Source organism: Pseudoxanthomonas spadix BD-a59, assembly GCF_000233915.3.
Taxonomy (GTDB): domain Bacteria; phylum Pseudomonadota; class Gammaproteobacteria; order Xanthomonadales; family Xanthomonadaceae; genus Pseudoxanthomonas_A; species Pseudoxanthomonas_A spadix.
On sequence record NC_016147.2, the window covers coordinates 2648787 to 2669763 of the forward strand.

16 protein-coding genes are annotated in these 20977 nt (G+C 70.9%); 7 read left to right on the forward strand and 9 right to left on the reverse strand.

What is annotated here, in order from left to right; translation table 11 throughout:
• Window positions 1-151: 151 nt before the first annotated feature.
• From DSC_RS12045 to gap, 3 genes are all read right to left on the reverse strand, one after another.
• Window positions 152-1507 (reverse strand): DUF3999 domain-containing protein, encoded by a 1356-nt coding sequence (locus DSC_RS12045; protein ID WP_014161442.1) that lies wholly within the window; start codon window positions 1505-1507, stop codon window positions 152-154.
• Window positions 1504-4200 (reverse strand): DUF2339 domain-containing protein, encoded by a 2697-nt coding sequence (locus DSC_RS12050; protein WP_014161443.1) that lies wholly within the window; start codon window positions 4198-4200, stop codon window positions 1504-1506. The genes DSC_RS12045 and DSC_RS12050 overlap by 4 nt, the downstream gene beginning before the upstream one ends.
• Before the next feature lie 349 nt (window positions 4201-4549).
• Window positions 4550-5554, reverse strand: a complete 1005-nt coding sequence (gene gap, locus DSC_RS12055; RefSeq protein WP_014161444.1) for a type I glyceraldehyde-3-phosphate dehydrogenase — start codon at window positions 5552-5554, stop codon at window positions 4550-4552.
• Between the two features lie 206 nt (window positions 5555-5760).
• Between gap and DSC_RS12060 the strand changes: the two genes are divergently transcribed.
• Both DSC_RS12060 and DSC_RS12065 read left to right on the forward strand, forming a co-directional pair.
• Complete coding sequence (locus DSC_RS12060; RefSeq protein WP_014161445.1) at window positions 5761-6402, forward strand: OmpW/AlkL family protein; 642 nt, start codon at window positions 5761-5763, stop codon at window positions 6400-6402.
• 111 nt (window positions 6403-6513) lie between these two features.
• The gene (locus tag DSC_RS12065; protein ID WP_043290616.1) at window positions 6514-7329 is read left to right on the forward strand and encodes a S1/P1 nuclease; all 816 of its coding nucleotides are present in this window, start codon (window positions 6514-6516) and stop codon (window positions 7327-7329) included.
• Between the two features lie 52 nt (window positions 7330-7381).
• On the opposite strand, the gene trxC is transcribed toward DSC_RS12065, so the two are convergent.
• Both trxC and DSC_RS12075 read right to left on the reverse strand, forming a co-directional pair.
• Window positions 7382-7822, reverse strand: coding sequence for a thioredoxin TrxC (gene trxC / locus DSC_RS12070; protein ID WP_014161447.1), 441 nt, complete (start codon window positions 7820-7822; stop codon window positions 7382-7384).
• Window positions 7819-8298 carry an OsmC family protein gene (locus tag DSC_RS12075; RefSeq protein ID WP_014161448.1) on the reverse strand — a complete coding sequence of 160 codons (480 nt, stop codon included), beginning with the start codon at window positions 8296-8298 and terminating at the stop codon, window positions 7819-7821. Before DSC_RS12075 ends, trxC begins: the two co-directional genes overlap by 4 nt.
• 241 nt (window positions 8299-8539) lie before the next feature.
• Here DSC_RS12075 and modA point away from each other — a divergent pair, with 241 nt between their 5' ends.
• From modA to modC, 3 genes are read left to right on the forward strand one after another with little or no spacing between them, the layout of a single operon-like run.
• The gene (gene modA / locus DSC_RS12080) at window positions 8540-9322 is read left to right on the forward strand and encodes a molybdate ABC transporter substrate-binding protein (protein ID WP_014161449.1); all 783 of its coding nucleotides are present in this window, start codon (window positions 8540-8542) and stop codon (window positions 9320-9322) included.
• A gap of 3 nt (window positions 9323-9325) precedes the next feature.
• Entirely contained in the window at window positions 9326-10024 is a 699-nt protein-coding gene (gene modB, locus DSC_RS12085; protein WP_014161450.1) for a molybdate ABC transporter permease subunit, read from the forward strand.
• A complete protein-coding gene (gene modC / locus DSC_RS12090; RefSeq protein WP_014161451.1) occupies window positions 10024-10641 on the forward strand; it encodes a molybdenum ABC transporter ATP-binding protein in 618 nt (205 codons plus the stop codon). The genes modB and modC overlap by 1 nt, the downstream gene beginning before the upstream one ends.
• Before the next feature lie 126 nt (window positions 10642-10767).
• Here modC and DSC_RS12095 read toward each other — a convergent pair whose 3' ends face one another.
• From DSC_RS12095 to DSC_RS12105, 3 genes are all read right to left on the reverse strand, one after another.
• Complete coding sequence (locus tag DSC_RS12095; protein ID WP_014161452.1) at window positions 10768-11646, reverse strand: EcsC family protein; 879 nt, start codon at window positions 11644-11646, stop codon at window positions 10768-10770.
• Between the two features lie 3 nt (window positions 11647-11649).
• Window positions 11650-13056, reverse strand: coding sequence for a hypothetical protein (locus tag DSC_RS12100; RefSeq protein ID WP_043291325.1), 1407 nt, complete (start codon window positions 13054-13056; stop codon window positions 11650-11652).
• A gap of 279 nt (window positions 13057-13335) precedes the next feature.
• The gene (locus DSC_RS12105; RefSeq protein WP_014161454.1) at window positions 13336-15474 is read right to left on the reverse strand and encodes a RelA/SpoT family protein; all 2139 of its coding nucleotides are present in this window, start codon (window positions 15472-15474) and stop codon (window positions 13336-13338) included.
• A 72-nt stretch (window positions 15475-15546) separates the two neighbouring features.
• Here DSC_RS12105 and DSC_RS12110 point away from each other — a divergent pair, with 72 nt between their 5' ends.
• The gene (locus DSC_RS12110; RefSeq protein ID WP_043290621.1) at window positions 15547-16068 is read left to right on the forward strand and encodes a hypothetical protein; all 522 of its coding nucleotides are present in this window, start codon (window positions 15547-15549) and stop codon (window positions 16066-16068) included.
• A 15-nt stretch (window positions 16069-16083) separates the two neighbouring features.
• Here the strand turns inward: DSC_RS12110 and hrpA are convergent, their stop codons facing one another.
• Window positions 16084-20310 carry an ATP-dependent RNA helicase HrpA gene (gene hrpA / locus DSC_RS12115; protein ID WP_014161456.1) on the reverse strand — a complete coding sequence of 1409 codons (4227 nt, stop codon included), beginning with the start codon at window positions 20308-20310 and terminating at the stop codon, window positions 16084-16086.
• An 84-nt stretch (window positions 20311-20394) separates the two neighbouring features.
• Between hrpA and DSC_RS12120 the strand changes: the two genes are divergently transcribed.
• Window positions 20395-20943 (forward strand): Dps family protein, encoded by a 549-nt coding sequence (locus DSC_RS12120; RefSeq protein WP_014161457.1) that lies wholly within the window; start codon window positions 20395-20397, stop codon window positions 20941-20943.
• The last annotated feature ends 34 nt before the right edge of the window (window positions 20944-20977 follow it).

A 20977-nucleotide genomic window follows, 5' to 3' on the forward strand; every position in this document is an offset into this window, starting at 1 on the left:
AAGGCGGCCGGAGCGGGGAGATGCCGTCCCGCCTGATGGGAACCGGCTGGCTGCGACGCAGGTGCGGCATGCGGCGTTGCTTCGATCAGGACGGGCGCCCATTGTCCGGGCTGGCCGCCGATGCCGCAAACCGCGGCCAGGCGAGGGGCAATCAGGGGGCCTGGGTCGCGCGCCTGTCGCGCAGCAGGCTGAAGGCGAAGCCGCCGACCGCAAGCGCCCCGCAGACGAGCAGGGCCCACAGCAGCAGCTGCTTCCAGTCGCGCGCGGCCGGCTGCAGCGCGTGCTCGCCGGCCAGGACCTGCGCATCGGTGCCCAGGGTGGCGGTGGCCGGTTGCCATTGCGCGCCGCGCTGCTGGCGCAATGCGGCGATCATCGCGGGCAGCGGCGCTTGCTGGCGATGCGCACGCGCGCTGCCCACGGCCAGCGCGTACGGCGGCGCGCCCTGGGCCAGGAACACCAGCACCTCGGGCCGGTAGCCCAGCTGCAACTGCGGCGGCGCGAGGCCTTCGACGCTGCCGGCGCTGCCGGCGCTGGCCAGCAGGCGCCAGTAGCGGTCGCGGCTGGTCTGCGCCAGCGCCTGCGGCGGCGAGCGCTGCGGCTCGGCGCCGACCTGGTAGGCCAGCCAGGGGCCGGCGCGATGGATCCAGGGCGCATCGGCCGCGTCGCGGCTTTGCACGCTCCAGGTGACGGCCTGGTTGCCGCTGGCCACCACGTCGACCTGCGCGACCGGAAAGCGGCCGGGAGACACGAACTGGAATCCGCCATCGACCGCCTTGCCGTCCAGCCGCAGCGTCTGCCACGCCGGCGGCGCGGCCGGCACGGCAATTTCGGCCTCGACCGACTGCAGCGCCGGCAGCGCACCGGCGCGCGGCAGCAGCCGCAGGTAGCGCGCCCCGGCGGTCAGGGCGATGCGACGCCGGGCCAGGCGCTGGCGGCCGTTGTCCAGTTCGACCACGGTGACCTGCGGATCGATGACGAACCAGCCACGCAGGTCGTCGCTGCCCTCCAGCCGCAGTTCGGCCTGCAGCTGCGGCGGGTCCTGCCACTGCAGCCACAACGCCTGCAGCGGCGCTTCCAGCGCGCTGGCATCGAGCAGCCAGCCGCCTTGCCGGTGGCCTGCATTGGCATCGGCGGGCAGCCGGGTTTCCACGCGCGTCACCGCACCTTGCGCATCGCGCTCGGCGATCAGCTGCAGGTCACCGGAGGCGTCGGGCGGCATCGGCGGCAACTGGAAGAGCGGCAACGCCTGGCGCCGCGGCGGCCCGGCCAGCGGCGCATCAGGACCGAGCAGACTGGCAGGCAAGGGCTGGCCATCGGCATCGAGCGGCTGGACATCGCCCAGCGTTGGCGACTGCGCGCCGCGATAGACCGCCTCGCTCAGCGTCACCCGATACGCGCCGGCCTCCGCCGTGGACAGCTGCAGCGGCCATTGCTGCACGTAATCCTCGCGCGGTCCGGCCGCATGTGCGGCGATCGGCACCAGCAACAACAGGGCCAGGCACTTCATGCGTCCACCTCCAGGTCCGCGGCAACGGCGCGCGGCGGCGCCGGCGCGAAATATCCCACCACCGTGCACAGCAAGCCGTAGGCGATGAACGAGCCGATGCCCAGCAGGTTGCCCAGGTGCTGGCGATCGATCAGCATCAGCTTGGCCAGCACCAGGCCCATCAGCAGCGCACCGCCGAGCCACAGCCCACGCTGGCCACGCCGCGATCCCATCACCCAGCCGATCACGCCCAGCACGCTCCAGACCACGGTCAGGCTGGTCTGGGCGATGCCGGTGGACCACAACCCTGCGTCCCACGGCACCTGCGCCCAGTGATGCACGGTATGCAGGGTGGAGCTGGTCGCCAGCACCAGCCCGGCACCGGCCATCAGCATGCCGCGACGCGGCGCCCAGGCAGCAGGCACGGCGCCGCGCCACAGCCAGTGCGCGAGCAGCACGATCACCGCCAGCTGGGCCAGTTCCGCCGGATTGAACAAGGGCAGCCACGGCAGCGGTGCAGCGCCGAGCCGGGCGAACAAGCTCGCCACCCAGCCCACCGTCAGCACGGCGAAGACCGTGCCCTGCAGCGCCAACCGGCCAGGATCCAGCGCCGCGCCGCGCGGCCAGGCCAGCCAATGCCAGCGCTGCAGCGACAGCGCGGCCAGAAACAGCCACGGCCAGGCCAGCAGCGCCCAGCCCCAGCCTTCGGCCAGGTGCAATTCGCCGGCCAGCCACCGGCCTGCCAGCGACAGCAGCCACGGCCACACCAGCCACCAGATCAATTGCGCTGCCTGCGCAGCGCGCCCTTCGGCGCCGCGCAGGCAGCACCGGGCGCGCACGCCCAGCACCGCGAAGACCGCCCATGCCGCGGCGCCTGCGCCAGCGAAGGGCTGCGCATGCGCAGCCACCTGCCACAGCGTCACCGGCATGGCCAGGGCGAAGCCACCCGTCGTGGTCCAGGCCAGCGCGGCATCGGGATGGCGCCGCTGCACTTCGGCGGCAAGCCAGGCGGTCAGCGCCAGCCCCGCCAGCACCAGGTCCGGCTGATGTGGCGCGGAGGCGAAACGCAGGATCTCGTGCAGCCCCGCGCCGCTCCACCAGCCCAGCGCCCACAGGTAAGACAGCAGCGCCAGCACACGCCGTTGCACCCGCAGCGCCCAGGCGCTGGCAAAGCCGCCCAGCGCGATCAGCAGCGCGCTCATGCAGGTCGGATTGGCCAGCACCGTTGCATCGCGCGAAGTGGCCTCCAGGCCGATCACGAACGCCACCGCCGCGGCCAGCTGCAGCAGCACGCCGCTGACCACCGGCAGCCGGCGCTGCTGGCGCAGGCCCAGCCAGACCAGGCCGGCGCCTTCCAGCGCGAACACGCTGGCCGTGGCGCGTGCCGACAACGCCAGCGGCACCGCCAGGGTGGCAAAGCCCACCGCCAGCAGCGCATGGCCGTACCCCAGCAAAGCGGTGCGCGCATCGCGCAACAGCCAGGCGGCCAGGCCGGCATAGAGCGCCGCAAGCGCCAGTGCGCACAGCGCCAGCGGCAGGCCGTCGCCCTGCAGCAACCCGGCCTGCAGGCAGAAGGCCACCAGTGGCGTGCCGAACAACAGGCTGCCATCGACCACCCTGGCCCGATCGTCGCCGCGCCGCGCATGCAGCACCGGGATCAGCAGGTAGAAGGCGAAGAACAGCAGCAGGAACGGCTCGGTGCTGGCGAACTTGTCCGGCCGGTAATCCAGCACGCCCCAGACCGTGCCGATGCCGAAGGTGAAGACAAATCCAAGCAGGTTCAGCACCCGCCACGACCGCACCCAGGCGATGGCGAACACGCCGGCATTGAGCAGCGCGTAGTAGGAAAACAGCGCCACGTGGTTGCCGCTGCCGGTGGACAGCCAGATCGGCGCCAGGAATCCGGCCAGCGTGGCCAGCACCGCCAGCGTGCGCGATTCCTGCAGCACCGCCAGCACGCACATGCCGGCCACCAGCACCACGCTGAGCGCAAACGCCGCAGCGGCCGGGATCAATCCCGACACCTTGAATGCCGCGAACACGGTCAGCAGCAGCACCCCGATCGCGCCGCCCTGCAGGGCCAGCGCAAAGCCGCGACGCCGCGCGCGCTGGCGCCAGCCGAACACCAGCCCGCCCAGCGCCGCCGCCGCGATGCCCGCGTAACGCAACTCGATCGGCAGGCGCAACCAGCCCTGGTCGCCCGCGTATTTCAACAATGCCGCCACCCCGGCCAGCAGCACCAGCATGCCGACCTTGACCGGCACGTTGCCTTCGGTGAACCAGCGCCTGGCCGCAGCCAGCAGGGTGATGATCGGGTCCGGACGCGGAGGCGCGGGCGCGGGCTGGAACGCAGGCCTCGGCGGCGATTCGGGCAGTGGCGGAGGCGTGGACGGCCCCGGCGATGGCGGCGCGGCGGTTTCAGGCGCGCGCGGCGGTGGCGCGGCATCTTCAGGCGTACGCGGCGGCGTGGCGGCGGCCGCCCTGGGTGCCTGCGCAACCGGCGCCGGTGCCGGGCCGGCATCGGCCTGCGGCCGCACGCTGTCGCGCTCGGTCGCCCACGGCGTGGCGCCGCGCGCCGGGCGCCAGACCGAGGCCAGATCCTGCTCCAGCTGCTCGATCCGCCTGCGCAGTCCCCGGATCGACACCAGTGCCACCACCAGCAGCACCGGCACCGCCAGCACGACCAGCCCCAACAGCACGATCAATGCCTGCAAATGCCCACTCCCTGCCAGCGTCACCGGCCGCCCCGCCGCCGTGCACGCATGCTACCGGAGTGGCGCCTGCACCAGTCGCGGTGCCTGGCGCCAGCCCAAGCCGGGCATCGCGACACGGTGCGGCCGGCGCCTCGACCAGCCTGCAGTGCAGTGCATGCCCCGGGTTGCCTCAGCCGGGCCCGTGGGTCGATGCGGGTCGGCGCCTTGAAGAATCGGTGCGCTCGTCTTTGGCGTTCATCCACGCCGGCGGCGCCCTGTTCCCTGGTCCTGCGTGCACGCCGCCGCCTTGCGCTGCACGCCACGAACAAGGGCGCCTGCGCGGCGCCCTGTTTCAAGCCGATCCGGCGGCTTACTTCGCCGCCACCACGCGCACCATTTCCAGGCACTTGTTGGAATAGCCCCACTCGTTGTCGTACCAGGACACCAGCTTGACGAAGGTCGCATCCAGGGCGATGCCGGCGTCGGCGTCGAACACCGAGGTGCGGGTCTCGCCGCGGAAGTCGGTGGCCACCACCTTGTCCTCGGTGTAGCCCAGCACGCCCTTGAGCGCGCCTTCGCTCTGGGCCTTCATCTCGGCGCAGATCTCGGCGTAGGTGGCCGGCTTTTCCAGCTCGCAGGTCAGGTCGACGACCGACACGTCCGAAGTCGGCACCCGAAAGCTCATGCCGGTGAGCTTCTTGTTGAGTTCCGGGATCACCACGCCCACGGCCTTGGCCGCGCCGGTGGAGGAGGGAATGATGTTCTCCAGGATGCCGCGCCCGCCGCGCCAGTCCTTGTGGGACGGGCCATCGACGGTCTTCTGGGTGGCGGTGGCCGCGTGCACGGTGGTCATCAGGCCACGCTTGATGCCCCACTTGTCGTGGACGACCTTGGCCAGCGGGGCCAGGCAGTTGGTGGTGCACGAGGCGTTGGAGATGATCGCCTCGCCCTTGTAGGTCTTGTGGTTGACGCCGAACACGAACATCGGCGTGTCGTCCTTGGACGGGGCCGACAGGATCACCTTGCTGGCGCCGGCGTCCAGGTGCTTCTGCGCGCCTTCCTTGGTCAGGAAGATGCCGGTGGATTCGATCACCACTTCGGCGCCGACCTCGCCCCACTTCAATGCAGCCGGGTCGCGCTCGGCGGTCAGGCGGATCTTGTTGCCATTGACGATCAGGGTGCTGCCGTCCACTTCGATGCTGCCCTTGAAGCCGCCGTGCACCGAGTCGTACTGGAGCATGTAGGCCAGGTAGTCCGGCTCCAGCAGATCGTTGATGGCGACGATCTCGATGTCGCCGTCGAAATTCTGCACCGCCGAACGCAAGACGTTGCGGCCGATGCGCCCGAACCCGTTGATGCCGACCTTGATTGCCATGTTCACAAGCTCCTGCAGCCCCGCGGGGCGGCCAGTGGAAAGGGGCCTGGATTCTAGCAGGGGGCCCGGCCGGGGCCCGGTGAGTGACCGGTGACTGGAGCGCGCGGTGCGCGGTATGCCGCCGCGGGGGCGCATTGATCCGGATCAAGGCGGCTGCGTCGAAGAGGCGAAAGACTGCGCCCATTCCATCGATACCGAGAACCCTCATGCGCAAGACATCTGCTCTCCTGCTGTGCACCCTGGCTGCGGCGCTTTCCGCCGCTGCCCCGGCGATGGCCCAGTCCAAGGGCGACTGGACCCTGGGTCTGGGCGTGGGCGTGGTCGATCCCAAGTCCGACGCCGGCGACCTCAATGGCGCCGCGCTGGGCTTGGGCAAGCTGCCGACCGAAGTGGACAGCGACACCAAGCCGACCGTCACCTTCGAATACTTCGTGGCCGACAACATCGGTGTGGAAGTGCTGGCCGCGCTGCCGTTCAAGCACGAGATCAGCATCAAGGGCGTTGGCAAGGTCGGTGAAACCAAGCAGCTGCCGCCGGTGGTCTCGCTGCAGTACCACTTCGTCAACGACACCAAGGCCACCCCGTTCATCGGCCTGGGCGTGAACTACACCACGTTCTTCAGCACCGACGCCAAGGGCGCGCTGGCCGGCACCAACCTGGACCTGGATGATTCCTGGGGCGTGGCCGCGCACGTCGGCCTGGACTATGCGATCAACGACACCAGTGCGGTGCGGGTGGACCTGCGCTGGGCCGACATCGACACCGATGTCAAGGTCAACGGCGCCGAGCTGGGCAGTGCCGAGATCGATCCGCTGGTGTACGGCCTGGCCTACGTCCTCAAGTTCTGACCGGGCGCGCGGCAACGCGCGTGACCGCTGATGCGGCTCGCGTCAGCCGGCAATCGGTGACGCGGCCGCGTGCGGCGAAGTGACCACCCGCGGCTTGCTAGAATCGCGGCGATGAACAGAACCGCCGTTTTGGCATCGCTGGCTGCGCTGGCGCTGCTTTTGCACATTCCCCAGGCGCTGGCCTGGGGCCTGACCGGCCACAGGCTGGTGGCCGAACTGGCCGAACCCGATCTGACCCCCGCCACGCGCGTGCAGCTGGACAGGCTGCTGGCCAGCGAACCCGGCGCCACCCTGCCCGGGATCGCCACCTGGGCCGACGAGCTGCGCAAGCAGGATGCCGAGCTGGGCAAGCGCAGCGCCAGGTGGCACTACGTCAACCTGGGCGAATCGGATTGCCACTACGACCCGCCGCGCGACTGCCGCAACGGCGACTGCAACGTGGGAGCGATCAAGACCCAGACGGCGATCCTGGCCGACCGTTCGCTGCCTGATGCCCAGCGCCTGCAGGCATTGAAGTTCGTCGTGCATCTGGTCGGCGACGCCCACCAGCCGCTGCATGCCGGTTACGCCGGCGACAAGGGCGGCAACGACCGGCAGGTCAACGTGGACGGCAAGGGCAGCAACCTGCATGCGCTGTGGGACAGCGGCCTGCTGCGCCGCACCGGCCTGGACGAGGATGCGCTGCTGGCGCAGATCCGCGCGCTGCCGGCGCCGGCAGAGGCCGAACAGCCCATGCCCGTGCCGCCGCCTGCGGCCGCGTGGGCGCAGGCGGCATGTCGTATCGCGTTGGCGCCGGGGCTGTATCCGCCTGGCGCGAAGATCGACCAGGCTTATTTCGACACCTGGACCCCGGTTGCGCAACGCCAGTTGCGCCTGGCCGGCGCACGCCTGGCCCAGGTCCTGAACGCAGCGCTGGACAATTCCTGAGTCGGGCGGACGCTGCGGCACGCAAGGATCGCGCCCCTGGGATTTGAAGCGATCACAGGCCCGCGGTGGCGCGCGCCCAGCGCACGATGTCGGCCTGCTGCATTGCGCCGGATTGGCGCCCCAGCTCACGCCCGTGCAGGAACACGGCCATGGTCGGAATGCTGCGGATGCCGAAGCGCGCGCCCAGTGCCGGGTGGGCCTCGGTATCGACCTTGGCCAGGCGCAGCTGCGGCTCCAGCTGGGCGGCGGCGGCCTCGAAATGAGGCGCCATCATCTTGCACGGCCCGCACCACGGCGCCCAGAAATCCACCAGCAACGGCAGGTCGCTGTCGCGGGCATGGGTGTCGAAATGGGCAGCGTCCAGGGCCAGCGGATGCGCAGTGAACAGGGCCTGGTGACAGCGGCCACAGGCCGGGCCCTGGCCCAGGCGCTGTTCCGGCACGCGGTTGCGTGCATGGCAATGCGGGCAGGCGATCAGCAGCGGCTCGCTCATGCACCGGCCTCGATGCTCTTGTCGCCACGCAGCACATGGCCGGCGGCGTCGGTGACGCTGACCTGGACATCGATGCCTTCGCGCACGCTCTGGGTGACCAGGCAATACTCCTCGAAGGTGTCCAGGACCCGCTCCAGGTTCTGGTAGGCGGCGTTGGCCTCGGGCAACTGCAGGGCCACCTCCACCCGGGGCACGCGCCAGCGACCTTCGGCATTGCGCACCGGGATGGCGGTGATCGAAGCGCGCAGCTTGCCGGGCGTGTTCCTGTGCTTGCGCAGGGCAAACAGCAGGCTGGCCGCCAGGCAGTTGGCGATGCCGGCCAGCAGCAACCGCAAGGGATTGGGACCGGCATCGTGGCCCAGCGGCGCGGCCTCGTCGGTGAGCACGTCGGGCACGTCCAGCCCCTGGAAGCGGATGCGGAAGGAGAAGTCCTGTTCCTGCTCGAGCAGGACGGTGATCGGGTCTTGGATGGCCATGGAAATCTCGTGGGTGGGTGATGCTGCCAGCGTACGCCTGCCCTTCGTTGCCTGCGCGTGCAGCCAGGGGCGATCCGGTGGGCAGGCCGCCCCGACGCCGGCGCTCGGCTAAGCTACCCGCGAACGCTTGTCCGGAGCCGTCATGCACCCTTGCCTGCTGGCTGCTGCCGTGCCGTGCGCAATGCCGACAGGCCGCCACGACCGAAAGCAGCACCTTCGCCGACTTCAGGAAGTCCTTCCAATGACAGGTTTCGTTTCGCGCCTGCTGCGCATCGGGGCGTTGCTGCTGGCGGCTGCGGCCGTTTTCGCCGCGCAGGCGGCCGAGCCTGCGCCGGTCACCGTGTTCGCCGCCGCCAGCCTCAAGGAATCGATGGACCAGATCGCCGCGCTGTACCACAAGACCACCGGCACGCCGGTGGTCGTCTCCTACGCGGCCAGTTCCACCCTGGCCAAGCAGATCGAACACGGCGCGCCGGCCGATGTCTTCATGTCCGCCGACCTGGAGTGGATGGATGCGCTGCAGGCGCGCGCCCTGATCGACCGGGCCAGCCGCCGCAACCTGCTTGGCAACACGCTGGTGCTGATCGCGCCCGCGGCCAGCACGGCCAGGGTCACGCTCAGCCAGCCCGACACGCTGGCCAGGGCCCTGGGCGAGGGGCGCCTGGCGGTGGGCCAGGTCAACGCGGTGCCGGCCGGCAAATATGCCAAGGCTGCGCTGCAGTCGCTGAAGCTGTGGGAGCCGGTGCAGGACCGGCTGGCCGAATCGGACAGCGTGCGTTCGGCACTGCTGCTGGTCTCGCGCGGCGAGGCGCCGCTGGGCATCGTCTATGGCTCCGACGCGGCGGCCGACCCCGGCGTGCGCGTGGTCGATACATTCCCCGAGTGGAGCCATCGGCCGATCGTCTATCCGGTGGCCACGGTCCGCACCGGCACTTCGCCCGCGCGCGCGGCCTTCGTGCAGTGGCTGGGCAGCGCGCCGGCCAGGGCGATCTTCGAAAAGCGCGGCTTTGCCGTGCTCGAGTAACGCATGCTGCATTTCTCGCCTGACGAGCTCACCGCCATCGGCCTGAGCGTGAAAGTGGCCGCGGTGGCCGCCATCGCCAGCCTGCTGCCGGCCATCGCGGTGGCCTGGCTGCTGGCGCGCCGGCGCTTTTTCGGGCGCACCCTGCTCGATGCCCTCGTCCACCTGCCGCTGGTGCTGCCGCCGGTGGTGATCGGCTATGCACTGCTGGTGACGATGGGCACCCGCGGGGTGGTCGGCGCCTGGCTGCTGGAGCAGTGGGGCATCCGCCTTGCCTTTCGCTGGAGCGGCGCGGCGCTGGCCTGCGCGGTGATGGGCTTTCCGCTGATGGTGCGCGCGATCCGCCTGTCGATCGAGCAGGTCGACCGCCGCCTGGAACACGCCGCCGCCACCCTGGGCGCGCCGCCGTGGAAGGTGTTCCTGACCATCACCCTGCCGCTGGCCTGGCCGGGCCTGGTCGCCGGCGCGGTGCTGGCCTTCGCCAAGGCGCTGGGCGAATTCGGCGCCACCATCACCTTCGTCTCCAACATCCCCGGCCAGACCCAGACCATGTCCGCGGCGATCTACAGCCTGCTGCAGGTGCCCGGCGGCGAGCACGGCATCTGGCGCCTGGCCGCCGTCTCGCTGGGCATCTCGCTGGGCGCGCTGGTGTTGTCCGAATGGCTGGTGCGCCGCCAGCGCGGGCGCGAGGCCGAGGTGCTGTGATGCTGGCGCTGGACGTGCAGTTGCAGCGCGGCCGCTTCACCCGCCAGGTGCGGATCGAAAGCCAGGCCCGGGTGCTGGCGCTGACCGGCCCGTCCGGGGCCGGCAAGACCAGCGTGCTCAATGCAATCGCCGGCCTGCTGCGGCCGCAATCCGGGCGCATCGCCATCGATGGCCAGGTGCTGTTCGACAGCGCCCGGCGCATCGACCTGCCGCCGCACCGGCGCCGCATCGGCTACGTGTTCCAGGAAGCGCGCCTGTTCCCGCACCTGGACGTGCGCGGCAACCTGGTCTATGGCCGCCACGGGCGCGGCGGCCAGGCGCAGTTCGGCTTCGATGCGGTGGTGGCGCTGCTGGGCATCGCGCCGCTGTTGCAGCGCCGGCCGCGCAATCTCTCCGGCGGTGAAGCCCAGCGCGTGGCGATCGGCCGCGCGCTGCTCTCGCAACCGGCGCTGTTGCTGCTGGACGAACCGCTGTCGGCGCTGGATGCCGGGCGCCGCGGCGAGCTGATCCCCTACCTGCGCCGGGTCTGCACCGAAACCGGCCTGCCGATGCTCTACGTCAGCCACCAGCCCGACGAAGTGCAGCAGCTGGCCGATGCGGTGCACGTGCTGGACTGACAGGCTGGCGGCGATGTCATGGCCATGGACCGGCACACATGACCCCCAAATCCCGTCATCGCGGCTGGCCCGGGCGACCGCAGGGCAATCGCCGCCCTTGCCCCCATCGCGCCGCGCGCCTGGGCCTCATTCTGCCAGCAGCCTTGCCAGCGCCTGGTAGGCGCGGCGCACGGTGTCCTGGCCGTGCACGGCCTCGAGCCGGCGCACGATGAAGTGCCCGCGCGCCATGCTCTGGAAGTGGTCCATGAACACCGAGTTGACCGTCGCCCCGCCCAGCGCGCCCAGCACCGGCATCCACTGCGCGGCGGCCTTTTCGCTGACCTGGATCGAATAGCGCTCGGCGATCGCCTTGACCAGGCCGACCAGCACCGGCGCGCCTTCCTTGTGCAGGCCGTGGCGCGCCAGATGGGTGGTCGCGTCGGACACCATCCGGCTCATGGCCTCGCGCGCGGCGTAGTAGCCCACTTCGGCCGCGTCGTCGCTGGCGGCGTTGCCGCCCAGGGCCAGCACCCGCACGCATTCCAGGCGCACCGCCGGATCGCTCAGATCCGCGCCTTCGCTGCGGGCGATGTCGGCGATGGAGCGCAGCATGATCGTGGTGGTCAGCGGCAGTTCCAGCGCCAGCGCGGTCAGGCCGAACGCGCCGCCGAGCGCACCGGTGGCCGCGGTGGCGCCCAGGTGCCACCAGTCCGAGGACTTGCGCACGCCCTCGGGCCTGGTGCGCGAGTCCAGGGTGGTCAGCGCGACCCGCAACGCCGCACCGATGGCCTTGCGCGCGGCAAAGCCGATCACCGCGTTGGCCCGGCGCGGCAGGAACCGGATCAGCTTCTCCACCGGCGTGCCGGCCAGGCTGGCCAGGCGTGCGCCGAAGCTGGGATGTTCCAGCCGCTGCACCGCCTGGCGCAGCAGTTCCAGGTCCTGCGGGCCGAGCGTGTGCACGCTGCCGGCGCGAATCAGTTCGCCGGCCAGCGGCGGCGGGGTGGCGCGGCGGTCGCCGGTGGCCATGGGTCAGCCTCCCCCGGTGCGCGCATGCACCACCCGGGCGGCGAACGCGTCCAGTCCCGGCGCACTGCGATCCAGCCCACGCGCGCGCTGCAGGGCCTCGTTGGCTGCGCCCAGCTCGCCGGCGCCCAGGCGTTCGTTGCCGATATCGATCCAGCGCATCGCCAGCTGCCGGCGCGCAGTGCGCAGGTCGGAGTCGCCCGGCGCCAGCGCCTGCCAGGCATCCAGGCAGGCCTGCGCGGCACGCACCCGGTTGGCCGACAGTTCCTCACTCACGCAGCGCTGCACCTGCGGCACCAGGCGCTGGGCGGCGCGGCGCACCGTCGGCTCGTCCGGCGCCAGGGCCTGGGCCGCGCGCAGTTTGTCGAAGGCGCTTTCGCCGGGCGGTTCGATCCATTGGCCGCGCGCCTGGGCGCGCTGGGCATCGGCCAGCAGCGCCTGGATGCGGCGCTGGCGCTGCGCGGAGGCCGGCGCCGCCGCCTCCAGCCGCGCCTGGCTGCGGTGCGCACGCGCGATGGCGCCGCTGGCCTCGCTGACCGCACGGGACTGCGGCGCCAGCGCGCGCGCCTGCGCAAGGTCGGCGCTGGCCGCGTCGAAATCGAAATCCCCGGCCGCGCGTCGGGCGCGCTGCGCGTACTGCGTGGCGACGTTCTGCAGGCCCAGGGTCGCGGCCGCATCGCCCGGCGCGGCGGCCAGCACGGCTTGGTAGCTGGCCACGGCGCGCTCCAGGCGACCGCGGCGCAGCTCGGCGTCGGCCAGCCTGCGCTGGCGATCCAGCGCGCGCGCCAGTTCGGCCGTGGCGTCGGGCAGGTCGTAGTGGCCGGGGTCCAGTTCGCGCACCCGCCCGATGCGCCGGGCGCCGTCGGCCAGCTGCCCGGCCTGCAGTGCCCGGCGGGCCTGCGCCAGCTGGTCGGAGAGCAGGTCCTCGCGGGCTTCCAGGGCGATGGTGTTGTCCGGCTGCAATGCCAGCACACGCTGGAACAGTGGCAGCGCCGCGTCGGGATCGCCATCGAGACGACCGGCATCGCGTGCGGCCACGGCCCGGGCGATCAGGGCGCCGACCCCGGCGGCAGTGGCCTGGCGCTTGCGCAGGTCGGCGGCGACCGCATCGGACTGCGCCCGTGGCACCTGCAGCTGGCGCGCCAGCAGCAGCGCCTGGCGCGCGGCATCGAGATCGTTGGCGTTCAGCGCGGCCCGGGCCTGGGCGATGGCGGCCGCGCCGACCCGGGCCAGGCCCTGGCGGGCCTCGCTGCGGTCGTTGTCCAGGGCCAGGGCGGCTTCGAACCGCTGCCGCGCACCGCTGCCATCGGCCGCGGTGAGCTTGCCCTGGGCGATCGCTTCCTCGCCCTGGTCCAGCAGTGCCTGGACCCGGGTGCCCTGCCACATCCGGTCGGCGATCGGCTTGCGCAGCATGATGGCGGTCGCCAGGCCGGCCACCGCCACCAGGCCCAGCAGCCACGGCCAGCGTGGCGGTGTGGCGCGCGCAGGCACGGCACGCGCGCGCTGTTGATCCTCGCCTGGCCCGCTGTGCCAGTCGATGTGCGGTTCGATCCTGCCGTCGGGCAGCTGGTCGGGCCTGGGATTCACGCGCCGCAGTATCCGCCAGCGCAGGTGACAAGCCGGTGCGGTGGCTGAACGCGTGGAGGCGGCGCGCGGGGCTAGCCGCCTGTCGGACTTTGGCCCGACAGACTCCTAGCCGGCGCGACGCGCGTCCTGCACGCCGGGCAATGCGTCCAGCTTGCCCAGCAGGGTGGACAGCTGGCCGTAGTCGGAGACCTTCAGCCGCAGCCGCAGGCGCACCCGGCCGGCGCGGCCGCTGTCGCTGTGGATGTCCAGCACGTGCGCGTCTTCCTGGGCGATCAGGGTCATGATGTCCTTGAGCAGCCACCTGCGGTCGATGGCCTCGATCAGTGCATCGACCTCGTAACCACCCCCGGCCACGCCCCATTCCACCGGCAGCACGCGCTGCGGATGCTGGGCGGCCAGCCGCTGCAGCGCGGCGCAGTCGCGCCGGTGCACGGTGACCCCGCGGCCGCGGGTGAGATAGCCGGCGATCGGCTCGCCGGCCACCGGCTGGCAGCATCTGCCCAGCTGGACCAGCAGGTTGCCCACGCCCTGCACGGTGAAGTGCGACTTTTCCGCACCCGGCGCGCGCTGCACCGGGCGGCGGATCGGGTTCTGCAGCGGCAGCGGCGCATCGCCGGACTGGGCACGCTGGTCTTCCTGCAGGACGCGGGCGACCTGGCTGGGGCCGATGTCGCCGAGTGCAACCTGGATGTACAGCTCCTCGGCCGACTCGGCCCGGAACTTCTTCAGCGCCGGCCCCAGGTCCAGCTGGTGCAGGTGCAGACGCTTGAGTTCGCGTTCCAGCAGCTCCTTGCCGGCGGCGATGTTGCCGACCCGGTCGAGCTTGTGGAAATACGCACGCACCTTGTCGCGCGAGCGCGCACTGGCCAGAAAGCCGTTGGATGCCTGCAGCCAGTCGCGCCTGGGCGCGCCGGTCCTGGCGGTCAGGATCTCCACCCGGTCGCCGCTGCGCAGCACGTGGCTCAGTGGCACGATCCGGCCGTTGACCTTGGCCCCGCGGGTGCGGTGCCCGACCATGGTGTGCACGTGGTAGGCAAAATCCAGCACCGTGCCGCCACGCGGCAGGTCGATCACCTCGCCCTTGGGCGTGAGCGTGTAGATCCGGTCCTCGGCCAGTTCTGCGGAAAATTCGCCGCTGAGGCTTTCGCCCTCGGCGGTGTTCTCAAGCAGCTGGCGCATCCAGGCGACCTTGCGATCGAAGGCGGCATCGCCGCCGCCTTCCTTGTAGCGCCAGTGCGCGGCCACGCCCAGTTCGGCCTGGGCATGCATCTCGTAGGTGCGGATCTGCACCTCCAGCGCGCGCCCTTGCGGGCCGACCACGGCGGTGTGCAGCGAGCGGTAGCCATTGGCCTTGGGCCGGGCGATGTAGTCGTCGAACTCGGAGGGGATCGGCGTCCACAGCGCATGGACCACGCCCAGCGCGGCATAGCACTGGGCCACGTCGCTGACCGTGATGCGCACCGCACGCAGGTCGAACAATTCATCCAGCGCGACCTGCTTGCGCTGCATCTTTTTCCAGATGCTGTAGATGTGCTTGGGCCGGCCACTGACCTCGGCGGCGATGTGGTGCTCGGCCAGGGTGGCGCGCAAGGTGGCCTTGACCTTCTCGATGTAGCGCTCGCGGCCGGCGCGGTTGTCGTCCAGCTGGGCGGCGATGGCGCGGTAGGTGTCCGGCTGCAGATAGCGGAACGCCAGGTCCTCCAGCTCCCACTTCAGCTGCCAAATGCCCAGCCGGTTGGCCAGGGGCGCGTGGATGTCGCGGGTCAGCAGGGCCAGGGCGCGGCGCTGGTCTTCCGGCAACGCGCTGGCCGCGCGCATGCGGGCCAGCTGGCGGGCCAGCAGGATCGGCACCACGCGCAGGTCATGGACGATGGCCAGCAGCAGCCGGCGCAGGCCTTCGGTGTTGCGGCTGCTGCCCTGCTCGGCATGCAGGGCCCACACCTGCGCGGCCGCGTTCTGCCCGTCCAGCAGGGCGGCGATGCCCGGGTGCCTGGCCAACGCCGGCGCGGCCGCGGCCTGCAGGGCAGGCAGGCCGAATAGCAGCACGGCGGCGTTGGTTTCGCCATCGGCGGCCAGGCCGGCCAGGATCTCCAGCGTTTCGGCCACCACCGGCAGCGGATCGGGCGCGCCATCCAGCGCGCAGGGCGCGGCTGCGGCCGGCTCGAGCGCCACATACAGGTCCTCGGGCAGTCCGGCCTGGTGTGCACGCTCGAGCAGGGTGGCGGGTGAATCCGGGGAGGTCATGGACACGATGGGCCGATCGGTGCGGCCGGGCTGCGACTACACTAACGGCCCGTGCACCCTGGGAACAACCACATGATCCACCTTCGTGCCGCATTGCTCGTCGTGGCCCTGGCCATGCCGCTGTCGGCGCTGGCGCAGGGCACCGCCGCGCCGGTCAAGCTTGAGCAGCAGATGAGCGCGGGCGAGTTCAAGGCCGCCGGCTTGGACAAGCTCAGCGCCGCTGAACTGGCCGCCTTGAACGCATGGCTCAACCGCGCCGTGGGCGTGGAAACGGCCAAGGTCGCCGCCCAGGTGCGCGAACAGGCACGCGAGGAAGGCCGCAAGGAAGTGGTGGAGAAGAACCGCGGGTTCCTGGACTTTGGTTCTTCCGAACCGATCGTGTCCAGCATCCAGGGCACCTTCCGCGGCTTCGGCAAGGGCAGGCGTTACACCCTGGCCAATGGCCAGGTGTGGGAGCAGACCGACGATGCCACCCTGGCCGGGGTCAACCGGACCGAGCCGAAGGTCAGCATCAAGCCGGGCATGGTGGGCGAAAGCTGGTACCTGCGCATCGACGGGTTCAACACCTCGGCCAAGGTCAAGCGGGTCAAGTAGCCGGCCACGCGCAGCTCAGCGGCGCAGGGTCGCCAGCCGCTGGGCCAGCTTCTTCGGACTCACCCCCGGGCGCGCACCCAGCTCCTGGGCGAACAGCGACACGCGCAGTTCCTCGATATCCCAGCGCAGCGCCTGCCAATCCTCTGAGTGCCCCTGGCCCAGCGCCTTGGCCTCCTCCAGCGCCTGCACGAACGGCGCCAGTTCCAGCATGCGTTGCTGGTCGCGGGTGGGATCGCGCTTGGCCCGTTCGGCGCGCAGCTTCATCGCCTTGAGGTAGCGCGGAAACTGGGCCAGGGCCTGGGCTGGCGTTTCACGCAGGAAGCCCGGATGCACCAGCGCGGCCAGCTGCGCGTGCAGGTCGTCCAGGTTGGCGCGCGCCCAGCCCATCAGCGGCGCTTCCAGCTCCGGCTTGAGTTCGGCGACCGCGCCAACAATGGCCTCGGCCAGCTTGAGCCGCTCCATCGCCTCGCCAAACAGGGCCTTGCCGGCCGCCTCACGACGCTGGGCGAAGCGGCCCGGGTCGCGGATCTCGCCAAGGCCTTCGGCCAGCACCGCATTCAATGCGGCATCGACGATGTCCCCGCGCAGGCGGTCCTGCCGCCTGAAGGCCTTGGCCTCCAGGCCAGCATCAAACTCGTGCAGCGCCGCGTACAGCAGGCCGGTCCTGGGCGAGACCGGCAGCTGCTTGCGCGCCTGCTTGACCTTGTCGGCCAGGGCGATCTCCAGCAGCCGGCGCACGCCGGTGGGATGGGCGCAGGCGGCCTGGGCGGGATCGGCGAAGATCCGCAGCGCCGCGCTGTCGCCTTCGTCCACCAGCGCCGGATAGGCGGGCACGCCGGCTTCGCCCGGGACCTGCAACGGGATCGGATCGTGCGGGAAGCTGTGCAGGCCTTCGCTGGTCAGTGCGCGCCCGGCACGGGCGGCGAAGGCATGACCGGCGCGCGTGCCGAAGCGTTCGCGCAGGTCATCCAGATTGCGCGAAGATGCCAGCACCTTGCCGTCCTCGGCGCGCAGGCGCAGGTGCATGCGCAGGTGCGGTTCCAGCGCGGCCTCGTCGAAATCCAGCGCACTCACCGCCACCCCGGTGGCCTTGGTCAGGAACCGCGCCAGCTCGCCGCGCAGGTCATCGGCCGAAGGCGTGGAAAACGCCTCGTAGAACGCACGCCCGAAATCCGGCGCCGGCACGAAGTTGCGACGCTGCGCCTTGGGCAGCGTGCGAATCAGGGCGGCGGCCTTGTCGGCGACAAAGCCCGGAGCCAGCCACGACAGCCGCGCCGGATCCAGCGCGTTGAGCAGGTGCAGCGGGATGTCCAGGGTCACCCCGTCATCTTCGGCACCGGGCTCGAACTTGTAGTGCAGCGGCAGGCGCGCATCGCCCAGCGCGAAATACTTCGGATAGCGGTCGGCCTGGCTGCCTTCGCCGGGCAACAGGTCGGCCAGCGACCAGCGCAGGGCCTGGCGCTTGTCTTCGGCCAGGGTCTTCCACCACCCATCCAGGCCGGCGGCCGAGTGGATCTGCGCGGGGATGCGGTCCAGGTACCAGCGTGCCTGCCAATCCTCGTCGGCGACGATGCCGGCGCGGCGCAGCTTGGCCTCTTCCTCGTGCGCGCGGGCCAGCACCTTGCCGTTGTCGGCCACGAACGCGGCGCGGGTGTTGATCTCGCCCGGCACCAGGCCCTGGCGCACGAACAGCTCATGCGCCTCACCGGGTGCGATGCGGCCGTAATGCACCGGTTTCCTCGCCGCCAGCACCAGGCCGAACAGGCTGATCTGCTCGTAGGCCAGCACCTGGCCCTGCGCGCGCGACCAGTGCGGATCGAAATGCTTGCGCGCCAGCAGCTGCGGCACCTCGGCGATGACCCAATCCGGCTCGATCGCGGCATTGGTCAGGCCCCACACGCGCTGGGTCTCCAGCAGGGTGGCGGCCAGCACCCAGGCCGGCGGCTTGCTGGCCAGCACCGAACCGGGAAACAGCTGAAAGCGACGCTGGCGCGCGGCCAGGAAGTCGCCCTTCTCGGTGCGATGGCCCACCTGCGTAGGCAGGCCGGCGATCAGCGCCCGATGCAGCGACTGGTAGGCGGCGCTGCGTTGGCGTGAAGCAAAACCGGGGTCAGAGTCGACTTTCCCCACGCCTACACCGGGCCCGGCGGCGCTGCACGGGAAAGTCGACTCTGACCCCGGTTTTGCTTTTACTTCGCGCGCCAGGCGCGCGGCACGGTGCAGTTCGCCGCGCGTGGGCCGCGCGGACGGCTTGCCTTGGTGGCCGACCGGCGCCGCCGGCGAGCCGGCCAGCAGCGGCTCCATCGACGCTGGCGCCGGCTCTTCGGCCCAGCCCAGCTCCTCGCACAGCAGGCGCAACTGGCGATGCAGCTCGCGCCACTCGCGCATGCGCAGGAAGCTCAGGAAATGCCGCTGGCACCAGTCGCGTAGCCTGGATTGGGTTAGCTCCTCGTGCGCCACTCGGTAGCCGTCCCACAGCCGCAGGATGCCGACGAATTCCGAACGCGCATCGGCGAACCTGGCGTGCGCGTTGTCGGCCGCCGCACGCGCTTCCGGCGGGCGCTCGCGCGGATCCTGGACCCCCAGGAACGCGGCGATCACCAGCATCGGCCGCAAACAGCCGTGCGCCTGCGCGGCCACCAGCATCCGCGCCAGCTTCACATCCACCGGCAGCCGCGCCATCCTGCGGCCCACTTCGGTCAGCTGGCGCAGGCCATGGCGGTCGGCCTCGGTGACCGCGCCCAGTTCGACCAGCTGCTGCCAGCCGTCGGCCACCGCGCGCTCGTCGGGGGCTTCCAGAAAGGGGAAGTCTTCGATCCGCCCCAGCCCCAGCTGCAGCATCCGCAGGATCACCCCGGCCAGCGACGAACGCCGGATTTCCGGATCGGTATAGCGCGGGCGCGCCTGGAAATCGGCCTGCGAAAACAGCCGGATGCAGACACCTGCGGCCACGCGCCCGCAGCGGCCCATGCGCTGGTTGGCGCTGGCCTGGCTGATCGGCTCGATGTGCAGGCGGTCCAGCTTCTGCCGCGGGCTGTAGCGCTTGACCCGGGCCAGGCCCGGGTCGATCACGTAGCGGATCCGCGGCACGGTCAGCGAGGTCTCGGCGACATTGGTGGCCAGCACGATCCGGCGCTGCGAACCGGGATTGAACACCGCGTCCTGGTCGCTGGCCGAGAGCCGCGCGTACAGCGGCAGCACCTCGGTGTGGCGATACTTGCGCCGCTCCAGCGCCTGGTGCGCATCGCGGATCTCGCGTTCGCCGGGCAGGAAGATCAGCACGTCGCCGCGCGGGTCCTCGCCGGTGATTTCGTCCACGGCCGCGACGATGGCCTCGTTGGTCGTCAGGCCAGGACCGGGGACTCGGGACTGGGGACCCGAAGAAGCGCGAGAATCCGAAAATTCCTCGCTTTCTGCTGTTCCGAGTCCCGAGTCCCGGGTCCCGGGTCCCGGTTCCAACGGCCGGTACCGCACTTCCACCGGATAGGTGCGCCCTTCCACGCTGACCACCGGGGCATCGCCGAAATGCGCGGCAAAGCGGGCGGTGTCGATGGTGGCCGAGGTGACGATCACCTTCAGGTCCTGGCGCCTGGCCAGCAGCTGCTTCAGGTAGCCCAGCAGGAAGTCGATGTTGAGGCTGCGTTCGTGGGCCTCGTCGACGATGATCGTGTCGTAGTTGGACAGCCAGCGGTCACTGGCGATTTCCGCCAGCAGGATGCCGTCGGTCATGAACTTGATGCGGGTGTCCGGGCCGAGGTTGTCGTTGAAGCGCACCTGATAACCGACTGCCCCGCCCATCGGCACGGCCAGTTCCTCGGCCACGCGCCTGGCCACCGCACGCGCGGCGATCCGGCGCGGCTGGGTGCAGCCGATCATCCCGGCCACCCCGCGCCCGGCCGCCAGGCACAGCTTGGGCAGCTGGGTGGTCTTGCCCGAGCCGGTTTCGCCGGCGATCACCACCACCTGGTGGCTACGGATCAGTTCGACGATCCGCCCGCCCTCGCGGGCGATGGGAAGCGAGTCGTCCAGCGTGATCGCGGGCAGCGAAGCGGCGCGCTGCTCGAAGGCCTGGACCGAGGCCTGCAGCGCCTGGCCGAAGCGTTCGCGCAGCTGGGCATCGTCGGGCCTGGCCTTCCAGCGCGCCCACAGGCCATGCAGGCGGCCACGGTCGCGGCTCAGCGCGCCATCGATGGCACGCCGGGCGGCGTCAGGATGTTGGGGGATCGCTGCGATTGGATGCATGAATCGATTGAACGGAGTCTTTTGATTACCAAACTTCATCCACAGCGTTTATTGTGACCCATCGCCACTGACCAGGAGCCCGACATGGCCAAGACCAAGACCAAGACCCCGTCCAAGAAGCAGTCCACCCCGCTGGCCGCGGCTGCTGCCAGTGCGCCGAACGTGGATATCGGCATCACCGCCGGCGCCCGCAAGGAGATCGCCCAGGCCCTGTCGCACTTTCTGGCCGACGCCTACACGCTGTACCTGAAGACCCACAACTTCCACTGGAACGTCACCGGGCCGATGTTCAACTCGCTGCACCTGATGTTCGAGACCCAGTACACCGAGCAGTGGGGCGCCCTGGACGAGGTGGCCGAGCGCATCCGCGCGCTGGGTTTCAACGCGCCGGGCTCGTACCGCGAGTTCGTCGCCCTGACCTCGATCCCGGAAGAGCCTGGCCTGTCCGACAGCGCCGACTGGAAGGAAATGGTCCGCCAGCTGGTGGTTGGCAACGAGGCGGTGTGCCGCACCGCCCGGGCCACGCTCAAGACCGCCGACAACGGCAGCGACGACCCGACCGTGGACCTGATGACCCAGCGCCTGAACACCCACGAAAAGTACGCCTGGATGCTGCGCTCGCTGCTGCAGTAGGCTTCGGCGCGGCGGGGGCGCTGCCGTGCCCCTT

Coding starts and splice junctions, on each gene's coding strand:
- modB (WP_014161450.1), top strand. CDS start 9,326: ATGCTGCATTTCTCGCCTGACGAGCTCACCGCCATCGGCCTGAGCGTG.
- DSC_RS12105 (WP_014161454.1), bottom strand. CDS start 15,474: ATGACCTCCCCGGATTCACCCGCCACCCTGCTCGAGCGTGCACACCAG.
- DSC_RS12060 (WP_014161445.1), top strand. CDS start 5,761: ATGCGCAAGACATCTGCTCTCCTGCTGTGCACCCTGGCTGCGGCGCTT.
- DSC_RS12095 (WP_014161452.1), bottom strand. CDS start 11,646: ATGGCCACCGGCGACCGCCGCGCCACCCCGCCGCCGCTGGCCGGCGAA.
- gap (WP_014161444.1), bottom strand. CDS start 5,554: ATGGCAATCAAGGTCGGCATCAACGGGTTCGGGCGCATCGGCCGCAAC.
- DSC_RS12045 (WP_014161442.1), bottom strand. CDS start 1,507: ATGAAGTGCCTGGCCCTGTTGTTGCTGGTGCCGATCGCCGCACATGCG.
- modA (WP_014161449.1), top strand. CDS start 8,540: ATGACAGGTTTCGTTTCGCGCCTGCTGCGCATCGGGGCGTTGCTGCTG.
- trxC (WP_014161447.1), bottom strand. CDS start 7,822: ATGAGCGAGCCGCTGCTGATCGCCTGCCCGCATTGCCATGCACGCAAC.
- DSC_RS12120 (WP_014161457.1), top strand. CDS start 20,395: ATGGCCAAGACCAAGACCAAGACCCCGTCCAAGAAGCAGTCCACCCCG.
- DSC_RS12075 (WP_014161448.1), bottom strand. CDS start 8,298: ATGGCCATCCAAGACCCGATCACCGTCCTGCTCGAGCAGGAACAGGAC.
- modC (WP_014161451.1), top strand. CDS start 10,024: ATGCTGGCGCTGGACGTGCAGTTGCAGCGCGGCCGCTTCACCCGCCAG.
- DSC_RS12110 (WP_043290621.1), top strand. CDS start 15,547: ATGATCCACCTTCGTGCCGCATTGCTCGTCGTGGCCCTGGCCATGCCG.
- hrpA (WP_014161456.1), bottom strand. CDS start 20,310: ATGCATCCAATCGCAGCGATCCCCCAACATCCTGACGCCGCCCGGCGT.
- DSC_RS12100 (WP_043291325.1), bottom strand. CDS start 13,056: ATGCTGCGCAAGCCGATCGCCGACCGGATGTGGCAGGGCACCCGGGTC.
- DSC_RS12065 (WP_043290616.1), top strand. CDS start 6,514: ATGAACAGAACCGCCGTTTTGGCATCGCTGGCTGCGCTGGCGCTGCTT.